This window comes from Corallococcus sp. CA054B, from assembly GCF_003611625.1.
In the GTDB taxonomy this organism is placed as follows: Bacteria; Myxococcota; Myxococcia; order Myxococcales; family Myxococcaceae; genus Corallococcus; species Corallococcus coralloides.
The window spans coordinates 1-14,453 of the sequence record NZ_RAVY01000226.1; the positions used below are offsets into that span (position 1 = coordinate 1).

General features: G+C 68.9%; 8 protein-coding genes. 5 read left to right on the forward strand and 3 right to left on the reverse strand.

What is annotated here, in order from left to right; genetic code table 11:
- The 3 genes from D7V80_RS35380 to D7V80_RS35390 all read left to right on the forward strand — a co-directional run.
- Nucleotides 1-1,349, forward strand: a 1,349-nt coding sequence (locus tag D7V80_RS35380) for a TolC family protein (RefSeq protein ID WP_233585959.1), incomplete at its 5' end; no start/stop codon positions are given.
- Nucleotides 1,350-1,375: 26 nt separating this feature from the next.
- Nucleotides 1,376-2,518: an efflux RND transporter periplasmic adaptor subunit gene (locus tag D7V80_RS35385; protein ID WP_199738936.1), complete on the forward strand. Its 1,143-nt coding sequence runs from the start codon at nucleotides 1,376-1,378 to the stop codon at nucleotides 2,516-2,518.
- A gap of 27 nt (nucleotides 2,519-2,545) precedes the next feature.
- The gene (locus D7V80_RS35390; protein ID WP_120592291.1) at nucleotides 2,546-5,704 is read left to right on the forward strand and encodes an efflux RND transporter permease subunit; all 3,159 of its coding nucleotides are present in this window, start codon (nucleotides 2,546-2,548) and stop codon (nucleotides 5,702-5,704) included.
- A 98-nt stretch (nucleotides 5,705-5,802) separates the two neighbouring features.
- Here D7V80_RS35390 and D7V80_RS35395 read toward each other — a convergent pair whose 3' ends face one another.
- Complete coding sequence (locus D7V80_RS35395) at nucleotides 5,803-6,792, reverse strand: hypothetical protein (RefSeq protein ID WP_120592292.1); 990 nt, start codon at nucleotides 6,790-6,792, stop codon at nucleotides 5,803-5,805.
- Nucleotides 6,793-6,940: 148 nt separating this feature from the next.
- The gene (locus D7V80_RS35400; RefSeq protein ID WP_120592293.1) at nucleotides 6,941-8,506 is read right to left on the reverse strand and encodes a glucan 1,4-alpha-maltotetraohydrolase domain-containing protein; all 1,566 of its coding nucleotides are present in this window, start codon (nucleotides 8,504-8,506) and stop codon (nucleotides 6,941-6,943) included.
- A 185-nt stretch (nucleotides 8,507-8,691) separates the two neighbouring features.
- On the opposite strand from D7V80_RS35400, the gene D7V80_RS35405 reads away from it, so the two are divergent.
- The gene (locus D7V80_RS35405; RefSeq protein ID WP_233585960.1) at nucleotides 8,692-9,987 is read left to right on the forward strand and encodes an MFS transporter; all 1,296 of its coding nucleotides are present in this window, start codon (nucleotides 8,692-8,694) and stop codon (nucleotides 9,985-9,987) included.
- Between the two features lie 251 nt (nucleotides 9,988-10,238).
- A complete protein-coding gene (locus D7V80_RS35410; RefSeq protein WP_014395569.1) occupies nucleotides 10,239-11,276 on the forward strand; it encodes a hypothetical protein in 1,038 nt (345 codons plus the stop codon).
- Between the two features lie 52 nt (nucleotides 11,277-11,328).
- Here D7V80_RS35410 and D7V80_RS35415 read toward each other — a convergent pair whose 3' ends face one another.
- Nucleotides 11,329-14,409 (reverse strand): hypothetical protein, encoded by a 3,081-nt coding sequence (locus tag D7V80_RS35415; protein ID WP_147447321.1) that lies wholly within the window; start codon nucleotides 14,407-14,409, stop codon nucleotides 11,329-11,331.
- Nucleotides 14,410-14,453: the final 44 nt, after the last annotated feature.

Here is a 14,453-nt window from a genome sequence, read left to right on the forward strand (position 1 = left end):
CACCTGAAGCCAGCGCCGCCGCCTCCGCGCCGGCCACCGTCCCCTTCCAGCCGAAGGTGGACGACCCCATGCTCACGCCCGTCCCGCCCGCGCAGGAGCAGGTGAAGACGTGGGACGACGCCCTCACCCGCGTGCGCCAGCGCTCCACGGACCTGCGCAACGCGGAGGCCGGCGTGACGCGCGCGCAGGGCCGGTGGCGCCAGTCGCTGGGCCTTTTGCTGCCCAACGCGCGGGCCACCGCGGGCGTGGGCGTGGACGTGCTCCACCCGGACGTGCCCTCCGCCGCGGGCGGCGGCTTCGTGGGCGGCTCCAACACCGGCACCGGGGTCAGCGGTCCCAGCGCGCCCCTGGGCACGGTGTCCGCGTCCCTCACCCAGACGCTCATCGATGTGGGCGCATGGCGGGGCCTGTCGTCCGCGAAGTCCTCCGAGTCCGCGTCCGTGGCCAACCTCCAGGACGTGCAGCGCCGCCTCACCCAGGGGCTGGCGCAGGTGCTGGTGGCCACGGTGGCCGCCGAGCGCGCCGCGGAGATCAACCGCGTGGGCCTGCGTCAGGCCCTGGAGCGCTACGCCATCACCCAGCGCTCGTTCGAGCTGGGCGCCGGCACGCAGCTGGACGTGGTGCGCGTGAGCCAGGACGTGGCGGTGGCCCGGCAGACGCTGGTGGCCGGGGATGAGCAGCTGCGCCGGACGCGGGAGTCGCTGGGGCTGTCCCTGGGCGAGGACCACGGCGTGGGCGTCAACCCGGACTTCAACCTGGGCGGGCTGGTGGAAGCGACGCGCCAGCAGTGCGCCCCACTGCAGGACCTGACCCACCGCCCGGACCTGGTCGCCCAGCGGGCGAACGTGGACGCGGCCCGCGAGAGCCGCCGTCAGGCCTCCGCCGGCTACCTGCCCACCCTGGGGCTGAGCAGCACGCTGGTGGGTTTCACCACCGACCCCGGCTTTGGCCGCTTCGCCACCTGGAACGTGTCCGCGGTGCTCTCCGTCCCCCTGTGGGAGGGGGGCCAGCGCGAAGGCCTCGTGCGTGAGCGCAAAGGCATTGAAGAGCAGGCCGCCCAGTCGTCCGAGGCCACCCGCCGCAACGTGAGCGTGGAGGTTTCCCGCGCGCGGCGTGGAGTGGAAGTGGCCGAAGCCTTGTTGAAGACCGCCGCCGAGTCCCTGGAGCTGGCGGACCGGACGGACCGGCTCTCGCGCCGGGCCTTCGAGGTGGGACGCGGTAGCAGCTTGGAGCTGGTCCAGAGCGGAGCCGCCCTCCGCCAGGCCCAGCTCGCTTTGGTTTTGAGGGAATTCGAGCTCGTCCAGGCCCGCCTGGACGCGTTCCTGACGGAGGCCCGGTGCGACTGGTGACGAGGGTACGCCCCCTGAAGGCGCTGATGACGAAGACGGTGTGGGGCGCGGCGCTGGTGGCTGGCGTGGCCGGGTGCTCGGGCAAGCCGGAGGCGAAGGCCGCGCCTCCGCCGCGCGAGGTGCAGGTGGTGGCGCTGGCGCCGCACGAGGTGCGGGACACCGGCGAGTACCTGGGCTCGCTGCTGTCGCGGCAGAGCGTGTCCGTGCTGCCGCAGGTGAACGGCTACATCCGGAAGATCCTGGTGAAGCCCGGCCAGAAGGTGGAGGCCGGCGCGCCGCTGATTGAGGTGGACGCGCGCCAGGAGACCGCGGCGCTGGACAGCGCCCAGGCCCAGCAGAGCTCCTCCGCGGTGGAGCTGGAGCTGGCGAAGCGCACGCTCGCGCGCACCGAGTCCCTCAACCGAGAGGGCCTGGCCAGCGTGCAGGAGCTGGAGCGCGCCCAGGCGGCGGTGAAGGCGGCGGAAGCCGCGGCGCGCGCGGCGGGCGCGGCGGTGGCCCAGCGCCAGGTGCAGCTGCAATTCCACGTGGTGCGCGCGCCGTTCGCGGGCACCATGGGTGACGTGGTGGTGCGCGTGGGTGACTACGTGAGCGCCACCACGGTGCTCACGTCCGTGGCCCAGGCGGATGTGCTGGAGGTCAGCGTGTCCGTGCCGGCGTTCCGCGCGCGGTCGCTCAAGCCGGACACCCAGCTGGAGCTGTTGGATCAGCAGGGCAAGGTCATCCTCTCCAGCACCGTCTTCTACGTGGCGCCGCAGACGGACCCGCGCACGCAGCTGGTGGAGGTGAAGGCCGCCTTCCGCAACACGGTGGGCCTGCGCCCCAGTGAGCTGCTGCGGGCGCGGCTGGTGTACTCCACGCGGGACGCGCTCCAGATTCCGGCGCTCGCGGTGGTGCGCCAGAGCGGCCAGCCCTTCGCCATGGTGGTGGAGACGAAGGACGGCAAGACGCAGGTGGAGCGCCGCCCGGTGGCCCTGGGCCAGCTGGGCGACATGTCCTACGTGGTGGAGGGTGGCCTGAAGCAGGGCGACCTCGTCGCGGTGTCATCGCTGCATGCGCTGCGCGACGGGATGCCCGTCATCCCCAAGCAGGTCACCGTGAACACCGACGAGTCCTCCCCGCCGCCCCGCACCGCGTCCGGCGGCGGCGGCACCACCGGCGGCAGCCGCTAGCAGGCGAATCCAGAGAGGCGCCACACCGTGTTCGTCGACTTCTTCATCCGCAGGCCTGTCTTCGCCATCGTCTGCTCCATCATCCTGACGCTGGTGGGCGTCATCGCCATCCCGACGCTGCCCATCGCGCAGTACCCGGACCTGGCGCCGCCGCAGGTCACCGTCACCAGCACCTACGTCGGCGCCAGCGCCGAGGTGGTGGAGTCCGCCGTCACCATCCCGTTGGAGCAGGAGCTCAACGGCGTGGAGGACATGCGCTACATCACCTCCACCAGCAGCAACGACGGCACCAGCACCATCACCGTCACCTTCGCCCCCACGCGCAACATCGAGGTGGCGGCGGTGGACGTGCAGAACCGCGTGAGCCGCGCCGCGGCCCGCCTGCCCGCGCAGGTGAACCAGACGGGCATCGTGGTGAACAAGGCCTCCAGCCAGATGCTGCTGACGGTGGGCCTGTCCTCCCCGGACAACCGCTACGACGCGAAGTTCCTCTCCAACTACGCGGACGTGAACCTCAAGGACGCGATCAAGCGCGTGCGCGGCGTGGGCGAGGTGCGCATCTTCGGTGAGCGCAAGTTCTCCATGCGCCTGTGGTTGGATCCGTCCGAGCTGGCGCGCCGGAACATGACGCCGCAGGACGTGGTGCGCGCGCTCCAGGAGCAGAACCTCCAGGTGGCCGCGGGCCAGGTGGGCCAGCCGCCGTCCAGCGACGAGCAGCCGTACCAGATCGCCGTGCGCGCCCGGGGCCGCCTGGTGGAGCCGGAGGAGTTCGGCGACATCGTGCTCATGCGCAACAACGACGGCAAGGCCGTCACGGTGAAGGACGTGGGCCGCGTGGAGCTGGGCGCGGAGAACTACGGCACCGTGCTGCGCTTCAACGGCCGCACCGGCGTGGGCCTGGCCATCTTCCAGCTGCCCACCGCCAACGCGCTGGACGTGCGCGACGGCGTCATCAAGGAGCTGGACCGCCTGGCGCAGTCCTTCCCCCCGGGCCTGGAGTACCGCACCGGCACGGACACCACGCTCGCGGTGCGCGCCTCCGTCAACGAGGTGATCCACACCCTCATTGAAGCCATCGCGCTCGTCATCCTGGTCATCTTCCTGTTCCTGCACGGGTGGCGCAGCGTGCTCATCACCGCGCTCACCCTGCCGGTGTCGCTGGTGGGCACGTTCGCGTTCGTCTACATGATGGGCTTCTCCATCAACACGCTCACGCTCTTCGGCCTCACGCTGGCCACGGGCCTCGTGGTGGATGACGCCATCGTGGTCATCGAGAACATCGAGCGCCTGATGGCGGAGCGCGGGCTCAACGCGTTCCAGGCGGCGCGCGAAGGCATGAAGGAGGTGGCCGGCGCGGTGGTGGCCATCTCCGTGGTGCTGGTGGCGGTGTTCATCCCGGTGGCCCTCTTCCCGGGCACCACGGGCTCCATCTACCGCCAGTTCGCGCTCACCATCGCCGCGTCGGTGGCCCTGTCCACCTTCTGCGCGCTGACGCTCACGCCCGCCCTGTCCGCGCGGCTGCTCAAGCACCACCACGGCCCCAAGTGGGTGTTCTTCCGCAAGGTGGACCAGGTGCTGGACTGGACGCGCGACATGTACGGCAAGGGGCTGCGCAAGCTGCTGGTGCACCCGCTCATCGTGCTGGTGGCGTTCCTCGCCTGCATCGGCATCACGGTGATGCTGTTCCGCTCCGCGCCCACAGGCTTCATCCCGGATGAGGACCAGGGCTACGTCATCATCTCCGTGCAGGGGCCGGAGGGGATGTCCCTCACCCAGACGGAGAAGGTGCTCCAGGAGGTGGAGGCGGTGCTCAAGGCCCAGCCGGAGGTGAACGTGATGTTCGCCATCGGTGGCTTCTCCCCCAGCGGCAACGGCTCCAACTACGCCACCGTCTTCACGGCCCTGAAGCCGTGGGAGGAGCGCACGGGGAAGGATCAGTCCGTGGCCGCGCTGGTGGAGCGGCTGCGCGGGCCGCTGGGCAAGATTGGCAGCGCGCGCGTCCTCCCCTTCCAGCCCCCCGCCATCCGCGGCGTGGGCAGCGTGGGCGGCTTCCAGTTCATCGTGGAGGACGTCGCCGGCAACCACTCGCTGGAGGACCTGGCCAACGCCACGCAGGAGCTGGTGCAGAAGGGCAACGAGGAGGGCCGCCTGCGCGGCGTCTTCACCCCCTTCAACGCCAACACGCCCATCCTGGACGTGGAGGTGGACCGCCAGAAGGCCAAGGCGCTGGGCGTGCCGATTGAGCAGATCTTCGGCGTGATGCAGCTCTACATGGGCAGCCAGTACGTCAACGACTTCAACTACGCCAGCCGCACCTACCGCGTGTACGTCCAGGCCGAGCAGCAGTTCCGCGACAGCCCCCAGGACATCGGCTCGTTCTACGCGCGCACGGACGCCGGCGACATGATCCCGCTGGAGTCGCTGGTGAAGGTGACGCCCATCGTCTCCGCGCAGGTCATCAAGCACTACAACCTGTTCCGCTCCGTGGAGATCAACGGCCAGGGCGCGCCCGGCGTGTCGTCAGGGCAAGCGCTGGACGCCATGGAGCAGGTGGCCCAGCAGGTGCTGCCGCAGGGCATGTCGTCGGAATGGACGGGCATCAGCCTGGAGCAGAAGGAGTCCGGCGGCCAGACGCTGATCATCTTCGCCCTGGGCATCCTCTTCGTGTTCCTGGTGCTGGCGGCGCAGTACGAGTCCTTCAGCCTCCCGTTCGTCATCATCCTGTCCGTGCCGCTGGCCATCATGGGCGCGCTGGGGTTGCAGGTGGCGCGCGGCTTCGCCAACGACGTGTTCTGCCAGGTGGGCCTGGTGATGCTCGTGGGCCTCGCGTCCAAGAACGCCATCCTCATCGTGGAGTTCGCGGAGCAGCTGCGCGAGCAGGGCAAGAGCGCGCTGGACGCGGTGGTGACGGCGGCGGAAGTCCGCCTGCGCCCCATCCTCATGACGTCCATCGCGTTCCTCCTGGGCGTGGTGCCGCTGATGACGGCGTCCGGCGCGGGCGCGGCGGCGCGCAACTCGCTGGGCACCGCGGTGTTCGGCGGCATGCTGGTGTCCACCATCGTCAACCTCATCTTCATCCCGGGCCTCTACATCCTCATGCAGAAGGTGCGCGGGGACGCGAAGCGCTCCAGCGGTGAGGAGGAGACGCCCCCGTCGCACGAGCCGGCCCCGGCCCACGCGCCGTGAGTTGACGCTTCGAAGCCCAGCGCTTCGAAAACAGACCGCCCTCCCCTTCCGGTTCGCGAAGAGGAGGGCGGTGGTGTTTTCAAGGGACTGCGTGCGCGTCAGATTTCGTGGGCGGTCTGCTCGTACACCAGGACGTGGCGGGACTCGGGCAGGAGGATGATGTTGAGCGTGCGCCAGTTGTCGCCGTTGGGGCCGGTGCTGAACTCGCGGAAGTAGCTCTTCACCTGCGCGTTCGCGCCGCTGTCGCCGTAGTGGTCGAGGATGGCCTGGTGCAGCGGCTGGAACTGGCTGTACATCCGCGGCAGGAACGCCGCGTAGCTGTACGTGCCCGGGTTCGGGTCGTTGCGGTAGCCGCGGTACTCGCTGCGCGCGAGCACCACCGCCGCGGCGGCGTCCAGCGACGCGGGCGTCGAGTACGGCCACGCGAAGTCATACCGGTCCAGGAACGAGTACATGTCCTCGCGGTACGCATTGCCCCCGCCGAGCACCGCGTTGAGCTCCCCGTCGAGCGGGAACGCCTTCAGCGTCACCGGGGCATTGGCCGGCGCCGGGGTGGGGTTCGGCACGCACGCGCCGCCCACGCAGGAGGCCTGGAGGCGGTAGTTCTTGGCCAGGCCGTTGCTCCAGCCCACCACCACCAGGTACTCACCCGGCTGGTTGAGGGTCGCGAGCGGAAGCTTGCTCAGCTCGCCGTAGCCGGAGTCGTCGTCCCCGTAGCGCGGCATGAAGCCCCAGCCGTACTGCGTCTTCGGGCCGTACACGTACAGGCCGGTGTCCACGCCCATGCCCGTGCCCAGGTGTGTCACCTCCAGCGCCACCTGCGTGTGCGCGGGGACGGTGAGCTTGTAGCCCTCGTAGTTCGCAGTCACGCCGGTGTTCCCCGTCACGGCGCTGCCCACGGAGAGGTTGCCCGCGATGTAGAGGAAGGAATCGAACGGCGTGGGCGGAGCCGGCACCAGTGACTGCGTCGCCGTCGTCACCGTGTCGCCGTTCGCCGGGGTCTGCTCCGGCTGACCGCCACAGGCGCCCATCAGGCCCACCGCGGACATCCACACCACCGCGCTTCGCACTGCCGTGCCACGCTTCATCGCGTCCACCTCTTCAAGGAGGGCGGGTGGGGAACCCGCCCTCAGAGTGAAACGCTCCCTGTGACAGCTTGAAGTCGGGAACTCAAGCAACAGATGAAACACAGGCGCCCCTGGTGAAACGTGAGACAGGGGCGCCTGTCTCGGCGTCTTAGAAGCTGGCGGTGGCGGTGATGCTGCCGCCGGCGGCCGGGGTGGTGACGGTGTTGTTGCTACCGCCCTGCCAGACGACGTTGCCGCTGCCGTCGCGCTTGAGGCACTTCCACTGCACGGTGGTGTTCGCGGGCAGCGCGTAGGTGCCGCGCCAGGTGGGGTACGCGGTGGGGCTCAGAATCTTCGTGGTGGTGGCGCTCCACGAGTCGAGCGCCGCGATGCTGCCGGTGACGTAGACGTTCTGGCCCATCACGGTCGTGCCGTTGTTGCACACGAACTCCACGTTGGCGGTGGTGCCGGTGGGGGGCGTGCCGGTGGTCCACACGGTGTAGTCCGTGCCGGAGGCGGCCTGCGTCCAGCCGGTGCCGGGGGTCCAGGAGCCGCTGCCCAGCTTCACCGCCACCTTGCCGCCGATGATGGCCGCGTACAGGCCGCTCTCCGCGCGCTGGATGCTGACGGTGGATTCAGAGGTGAGGCCCGCGTTCTTGCGGATGTCCATCAGCGCCTTGATGGAGCTGCCCAGGCCCCAGTTGAAGTAGTGCGCCCAGTAGACGGTGGGGATGCCCGGGTGGGTGAGCACGTAGGCGTAGCCCTGCATCACCTTGGTGCACGGCACCGGCCAGTGGTTCTGCCCGTTGCCGCACGTCTCGCTGGGGCCCGTGTCGTGGTTGTCCACGAAGGTGACGTGGCGGCTGGCCCACCAGCCGATGCCGCCCGCGGGCTTGCCGTCGGACGCCTTCAGGCGCGCGTAGTTGTTGTTGGTGAGCGCGTCGTTGAGCAGGCCCTTGGTGGCGAAGTCGAACGCGGCGCAGGTGCCCGTGGTCGCGTCCACCCAGTTGGTGATCTGCTGCTTCCAGTTGTTGGGGTTGTTCGCGTCGAAGTAGTTCGTGGGCCAGAACTCACCCACGCAGAACCACGGGTCCGTCGCGGTGACGTACTCCTTCACGTAGCTGCCCGCGAAGCCCTTCACGAAGTCGAACCGCCAGCCCGCGAAGCCCACGCCCTTCAGGCGGGTTCCCATCCACGTCTTCAGGTCCGCGCGCACGTTCGCCTGCGAGTGGTCCAGGTCGCGCGCCGCGGCGTAGCCCTCGCCGCTGTCCGCGTTGCCGCAGGCGCTCGGCCATTCATCCCCCGCGGCCACCGCGCTGCAGCCGCTCCAGGTGGGGTTGGTGAAGTCCGCCCAGTTGGCGGTGCCCACGCGGTGGTTCACCACGATGTCCGCGATGGGCTTCACGCCCTGCGCGTTGAGCGCGGCCAGCGCCTGGGTGAGCTCCGCTTCCGTGCCGTAGCTGGAGTTGAGCACGTTGAGCTGCCGGGGCAGGTAGCCCTGCGTGGACGCCGCGTCGGACGGCGGCGGCAGCCAGATCATCGTGAAGCCCGCGGCCTTCACCGCGGCCGCGTTGTTCTTCACCGTGTTCCACCACCCGCCCGCGCTGGCGGAGTTCCAATGGAAGCCCTGGATCATCACGTCGGTGCTGGCGCCATCCAGCGGCTTGGCCACGGCGGGCGCGGCGGCGAACAGGCCAGCCGTGGAGACGACCAGCAGTCGGGTCTTCAACGTCATCGGGGGACCTCGGGGTTGTGGGGGAAAAGCGCGGGCAAGCTAGTCCCGGCTTCCGACACGGACCAGGACTCCCCGTTGAAGGGGACTCTCCCACCCCGTGCTTCCGAGGAGACGGCGCGGTGCGTTGGGCTGTGCAGGACGCAGGAGGTGTCTAGAATCCCACCCTCCCCTGTCCTCCCCTGTAGGTGTCGCCCTTGATTGAACAAGAGACCGCCCTTCCGGCCACCGCTCCCGCCGAGGAACCGCGCTGGGCCTGGCCCCCGCTGTTCGGCCTCTTGGAGGTGCAGTTCGGCGCCGCGGTGGGCTACCTGCAGACGGCGGTGCCGTACTGGCTGGCGAAGGACGGGATGCCGCTGGCGGAGATTGGCGTGCTGTCCGGCACGGCGTTCTCTCCGCATGCGTGGAAGCTGTTGTGGGTGCCGCTCATCGACCTGGGGCCGTGGCGCCGCGTCTGGTACGGCGTGAGCACGCTGCTCACCGCGCTGCTGATTCTGGCGTGCGCGATGTTCACGGAGCCCGCGCGGCACCTGGGCGTCTTCACGCTGCTGCTCACGGCGTTGCAGGCGGCGGCGACGACGGCGCACGCGGCGCTCAACGGGCTGATGGCCACGACGTCCAAGCCGTCCGACAAGGGGCGCACGGGCGGCTGGCAGATGGCGGGCAACGTGGGCTCCACCGCGATGATGGGCGCGCTGGCCATCTTCCTGGCGACCCAGTTCTCCCGGCAGGTGGCGGGCATCGTGCTGGCCACGCTCGTGCTGGCGAGCGGCGCGGGCATCTTCTGGATCACCGAGCGGCACGACCCCGCCACCACGCCCACCGGGCCGCTGTTCAAGGCGGCGGTGGACCGGGTGAGGAGCATCGTGATGGACCTGGTGAAGACGGCCTTCAGCCGAGACGGGCTCATCATGCTGGTGCTCTGCCTGGCGCCGGTGAGCTGCGGCGCGCTCAGCAACCTCTTCAGCGCGATGGCGGGCGCGTACCAGGTGCCGGAGCACACGGTGGAGATGGTGAACGGGCCGGGCATGGCCGTCACCGGCGCGGTGGGCTCGCTGCTGGGCGGCTGGCTGTCGGACCGGATGAACCGCAAGCTCGCGTACGCGCTGATGGGCGGGGCCACGGCGATGGCCGCGTTCGCCATGGCGGCGGGGCCCATGACGACGAGCACGTACATCTGGGGTTCGCTCGCGTACAGCTTCGCGAACGGCGCGGGCTTCGCGGCGTTCGCCGGCATGGTGCTGGAGATGGTGAGCGACGGCGCGGCGGTGACGACGAAGTACTCGCTCTTCGTGGCGGCCTCCAACTTCGCCATCAGCTACACGACGGCGCTGGACGGGCACGCGTCGGAGTTCCGCGGCATCGGCACGCGCGCCACCATCGCGGCGGACGGGCTGATTACGCTGGTGGGCATCAGCATCGTGGCGCTCATCTTCGTGCTCTTCCTGCGCAAGAAGCCCGCCGCGGCCGCCGCCACCGCGTGAGCGCCATGGCCCCTGCTTCCGTCGCGGACGTGGAGATGGCCGTCACGCTCTGACGGCATTCGGTCTGACACGTCAGACACCGGGCCTGCCACGTCAGGGTCGTGGGGAGGGCCCACCGCTTCGCCGGGCCGCCCGAATGGTTCCAGCCAGTTGGGGCACGAACATCCTTGGCATTGAGGCTGCACTTGCAGGGCCGCAGCCCTGCGAGCCACGCCTCACGGGGAACGTCCCCCAAGCCAAGGTAGACCTCCATGACCCAGTACAATGACTTGTTCTTCCGTGTGAACACCGGCGACACCGGTGAGCGCACCTTCGGGAACGAGCCGAAGAACACCATTGCCTATCAATCGCCGGACATCATTCCCCAGGGCCTCAGCCCCACGCTCAATCCGGCGGATTTCTTCGCCGGGAACTACAGCTCGGACGTGGGGCAGAACCTGATCCACGACGGCGACAACTACATCTACCTGCGCGCCAAGAACCTGGCGGGAGCCGCCCAGTCCGGGAGCGTGTCGCTGTATGCCGTGCCGGCGAGTCTGCTCTTGTACCCCTACCTGTGGGCGAACAATGAGTTGCAGACCAGCGACAAGAACGTCGACAACGGGAACAAGAACATCATCAAGGCCGACAGCGGCAAGATCGCCGTGACGGACAACCCGTTCGTCTGGCGCGCCCCCACCCCGGACCACTACTGCCTCATCTCCCGCGTCTCCACCACGGCGCACCCGAACCCTGTTCCCACCACGGCCGTGGGCAACATGGACCAGCTGACGGAGTTCGTCCTGGACAACCCGGGGTTCGGCTGGCGCAACGTCACCATCGTGGATGCCAACAAGCCGGACTACACCACCAAGGGCATCAACTTCGATCAGGGCTCCTCCACCGCGATGGTGACCTTCGACATCAAGTGCGTGAACGTCCCCGCGGGGGCGAGCGTCGCCTTCTCGGCCGGGACTCCGGGGCCTTCGCCGCTCATCAGCCTGGGGAAGACCACGGTGCCCGAGACGCTCCCGGACCAGGATGGCAACCGCAACTGGCACACCGGAATCGACTGCCTCGTGCCGGCCAACTACAAGACGACCATCGACTATTCGTATTGGTCCAACAACCACGCCCCGCTTCCGGGGATGTCCATCACGGTCCGGGTCCTCCCGTTCGTCTCTTCCGACCACCGGCTCTACGGCCGGCTCTTCACGCCGGAGCAGCTGGGGATGACTCCCGAGCGGAGCAAGGCGCTGGCAGGCAAGCGCGGCATCGTGCTCGGCTCCCACACCACCGTCTTCCGCTGAGCCTTGAGGAGTGAAAGCGGCCACCGGCTCTTGAGCCGGTGGCCGCTTTGTTTCAGCGCTTCGTGACTCGGGCCTCACCCAGGACCATGGACCAGTTGTTCATGACCTCCGTGGGCTGGGTTGCGCCGTAGGTCTGGCCCTGAATGGACGTCTTCGTGTTGAGGTGGCTGCTCATGTAGATGAGCCGGCTCATCGCGGGCCCCGGCTGCTGGTTTCCCTGGAGCGCGTCCTTGAACCGCGCGCCCAGATAGCCCGGAGGAATGCTCTGGTAGTTCAGCCGGACCCGGATGGAGGCCCAGGAAGGAATCTCCGCCAGGGGGACCTGGTACACGAGCGTGTCTTCGCCCTCGGCCTCCCGGGGATGGCTGTCGCTGGGGTAGTCCGGATCACTCTCAATGCCTGGCTGGGTTCCCTGCACCTCGCTCAGGGGCATGGTGATCCGCGCCAGCTGGGAGAGGTCCAGACCCAGCTGAAGCTCGCCGGACTTGCGCAGGCCCGGCGGCTTCCAGCCCGCGGGGAGGATCCGGTTGTCCTTCAGGTCCTTGAACTGCTGGAGCTCCAGGCTGGTGACCTTCTTGACGTCGTCCATGACGCGGACCTCGTAGATTTGAACCTGGTCCTGCCGCTGGAGGGTCTGGAAGTGCGGCTGGAGCTGGCCGGGGTCGGCCGAGAACTCGCTGATGAGGATGTTGTCGCCATTGGCATTGCAGGGGCCATTGCAGATGGCGCCTTGCGCGTTGGGTTGACCCGACGCCCAGAGCGCCTTGCCGGATGCGTCCAGGACCTCGAACTGGATGAACGCCCGGCGGAAGCCCGCGCCGCTGGGGAACTTGTGCCCCGCGTTGTTGATGAGCGTGACGGGGACGCTCAGCGTGCCGTTGTCGGTGGACAGGTTCCCCAGGGAGATCTGCACGGCGGGGAGCTGCGGATTGTAGGAGCCCTGGGCCGTGCTGTACGCGAGGTCCAGGATGGACTGCTCGGCGTTGAGCAGGTTCTGCGCGACCACGTAGTTGCGGCTGGCATCCGTCAGCGGTGCGACGGTGCCATCCGGGAAGCGCAGGGCGAGGAAGAGGTCATCCAGGAGGAGCACCTCGCCGCTCCGGCCGGTGAAGCCAAGCTCCAGCCGCCGGATGTCCGCGCCCAGGGGCGTGGTCACCTGACGCGCCTGCCACCTCGACTGTCCCGGGTCGACCGCGAGCGGAGGTGTCGTGGACGCCGCGACTCCTTGCGCGTTGAAGGTGCGCACGACGAGCTCTCCGCACGAGAGCTGGTCGCACCAGGCGGTGGCGCCCCAGAGGAGGGTCGTCTTGTCGCCTCCCTTCTGGAGGGCGTCCTGGTAGCGGCTGAGGTCGATGCTCAGCGTCGCGCTGCCTTCACGGAGCTGGAAGAAGTAGCGGCCGTGGCTCGGGTGGATGGAGCGTCCCTGCTCTGCCGGGAGCTTCTGGACGGCGGCGATGGCGCTGTGCTCGCTCCAGCCCGCCGTATTGCCATCCTCGGCGCCCGGATTGGGGACGAGGTTGGGCGTGCGGTTCAGGATGTCCGGGGATTGGAGATAGGGCGGGATGCGTGAGTCCTTGGACAGGTAGAAGTCCAGCCCGAGCACGTCCGGGAACTGCTGGAACATCTCGTGGACGAACAGGTTGATGCCCAGCAGCGTGTGCCGGTTGTATTCGCGCGCCACCGGGGGCGGGCTGCCCCGGTAGAAGGGATCCAGGTCGTCGTTGTACTGCGCCACGTACACGCGGTTGTCGTGCGGGGATGACGGCGTGGTGAGCGGCATGTGGCAGCCCTGGCACGTCGTCTTGGAGTCGGGGTAGCCGCTGTTGAGCCACTCGAAGTAGGTGGTCTGCTCGTAGGCGAGCGCGACGCAGGGGTCCTTCGTGAAGTCGCCCTTGGCGTCGAAGGTCGTCTTGCTGGCGTCGCAGCTCGCGGGGCGCTCGTAGCCTTCGCTCGCTTCGGAGATGGGCATGCCCGGCCGGTAGTTGGTGGGCACCTTGGGCAGGATTACGACGTGGCAGGCGCCGCAGACCATGGAGTCGCGCAGGTAGCTGTGTCCGTCCACGTGCGCCGCGGTCTCCAGGCTCACCCCCGCCGCGGCCATGGGCTTCGCGTTGAGGCCGAAGTCAGGCCCGAGGATGGCGCCGGGGTGCAGGTTCATGGAGGAGGTGAAGGGGAAGGACGGCGGCGTGAGCGTCTTCTTCTCCTCCGTGCTGACCAGCCGGTCCGAGACCTCCGCGCCGAAGAGGTCTCCGTCGGAGCCATAGAAGAAGCCGTAGTCGGCGCCACTCCAGGGCTGGCCCTCCTTCGGCGCCATGGAATGACAGACGGCGCAGGAGAGTCCGTCCCGGGCCAGCGCGCCGTAGGTCGCGTATCGCGAATCCGCCGCGGCCTCCGAGGGGAACGGGTTCTTGTAGGGGGCTGCCTCGGGCGTCGCGTAGAGGGTGAAGTGGTCGAACGGAGCGTTGTTGGCCAGGGCCTGGCGCTCCGCCAGGGGGGAATGGCATCGCAGACAGAGCTGGTCCACCTGATAGGGCTGGTGCGGAGACAGCGAACGGGTCGTCTCCACCTGGGCGAGGAAGACCGGGTCCCTGCCCGCCAGGGCCTTGATGGAGGCGCTCCAGTCTCCGAACGGGGACCAGTTGGCGGACAGCAGGTTCTTGGGGTCCGCGCCACCGCTCGGCCAGAGGGTGTTGACCGTGGGCTGCTGCCAGAACGCCATCTCCGGCAGGTCGCTGCCCTGGGCCTTCCAATCCGAGTCATGGCAGGACTGGCACACCAGGGAGGAGTTGAAGCTCTGGCTGCCGAGGTTCAGTCCGTTGTGCGCGATGTCCAGGTTCCGGGGCGGCAGCTTGACGAGGTCGCCGCTCTGGATCCTGGGCAGCTGAACGCCCAGCTGCTTCGTGTAGAAGTTCAGGAAGGCCTGGGCCTCGTCGCTGGACTCGGCGAGGGGCGTGAGCAGGGCATTGCCTCGCGGGAACACGGGATAGGGAGGCGGGACGAGGCCATCCCCTCCACTGCCGCTCGTGGCCAGGACCGCGGGCCTGGGCTCCCGGCTCCTCACGACCACCGCGGCCGTGATGGCGAGCATGGCGCCCGCCGCGACAATCACATGACGCTGATACCTCGTCTTCATGGGTTCACCTCGGTGGAGTGGGGGCGGCGGAGCTGCGCTGGGGG

Bases quoted from the DNA above. Each gene is read 5' to 3' on its own strand.
- D7V80_RS35385 (WP_199738936.1), top strand. From the start codon at position 1,376: ATGACGAAGACGGTGTGGGGCGCGGCGCTGGTGGCTGGCGTGGCCGGG.
- D7V80_RS35395 (WP_120592292.1), bottom strand. From the start codon at position 6,792: ATGAAGCGTGGCACGGCAGTGCGAAGCGCGGTGGTGTGGATGTCCGCG.
- D7V80_RS35400 (WP_120592293.1), bottom strand. From the start codon at position 8,506: ATGACGTTGAAGACCCGACTGCTGGTCGTCTCCACGGCTGGCCTGTTC.
- D7V80_RS35410 (WP_014395569.1), top strand. From the start codon at position 10,239: ATGACCCAGTACAATGACTTGTTCTTCCGTGTGAACACCGGCGACACC.
- D7V80_RS35415 (WP_147447321.1), bottom strand. From the start codon at position 14,409: ATGAAGACGAGGTATCAGCGTCATGTGATTGTCGCGGCGGGCGCCATG.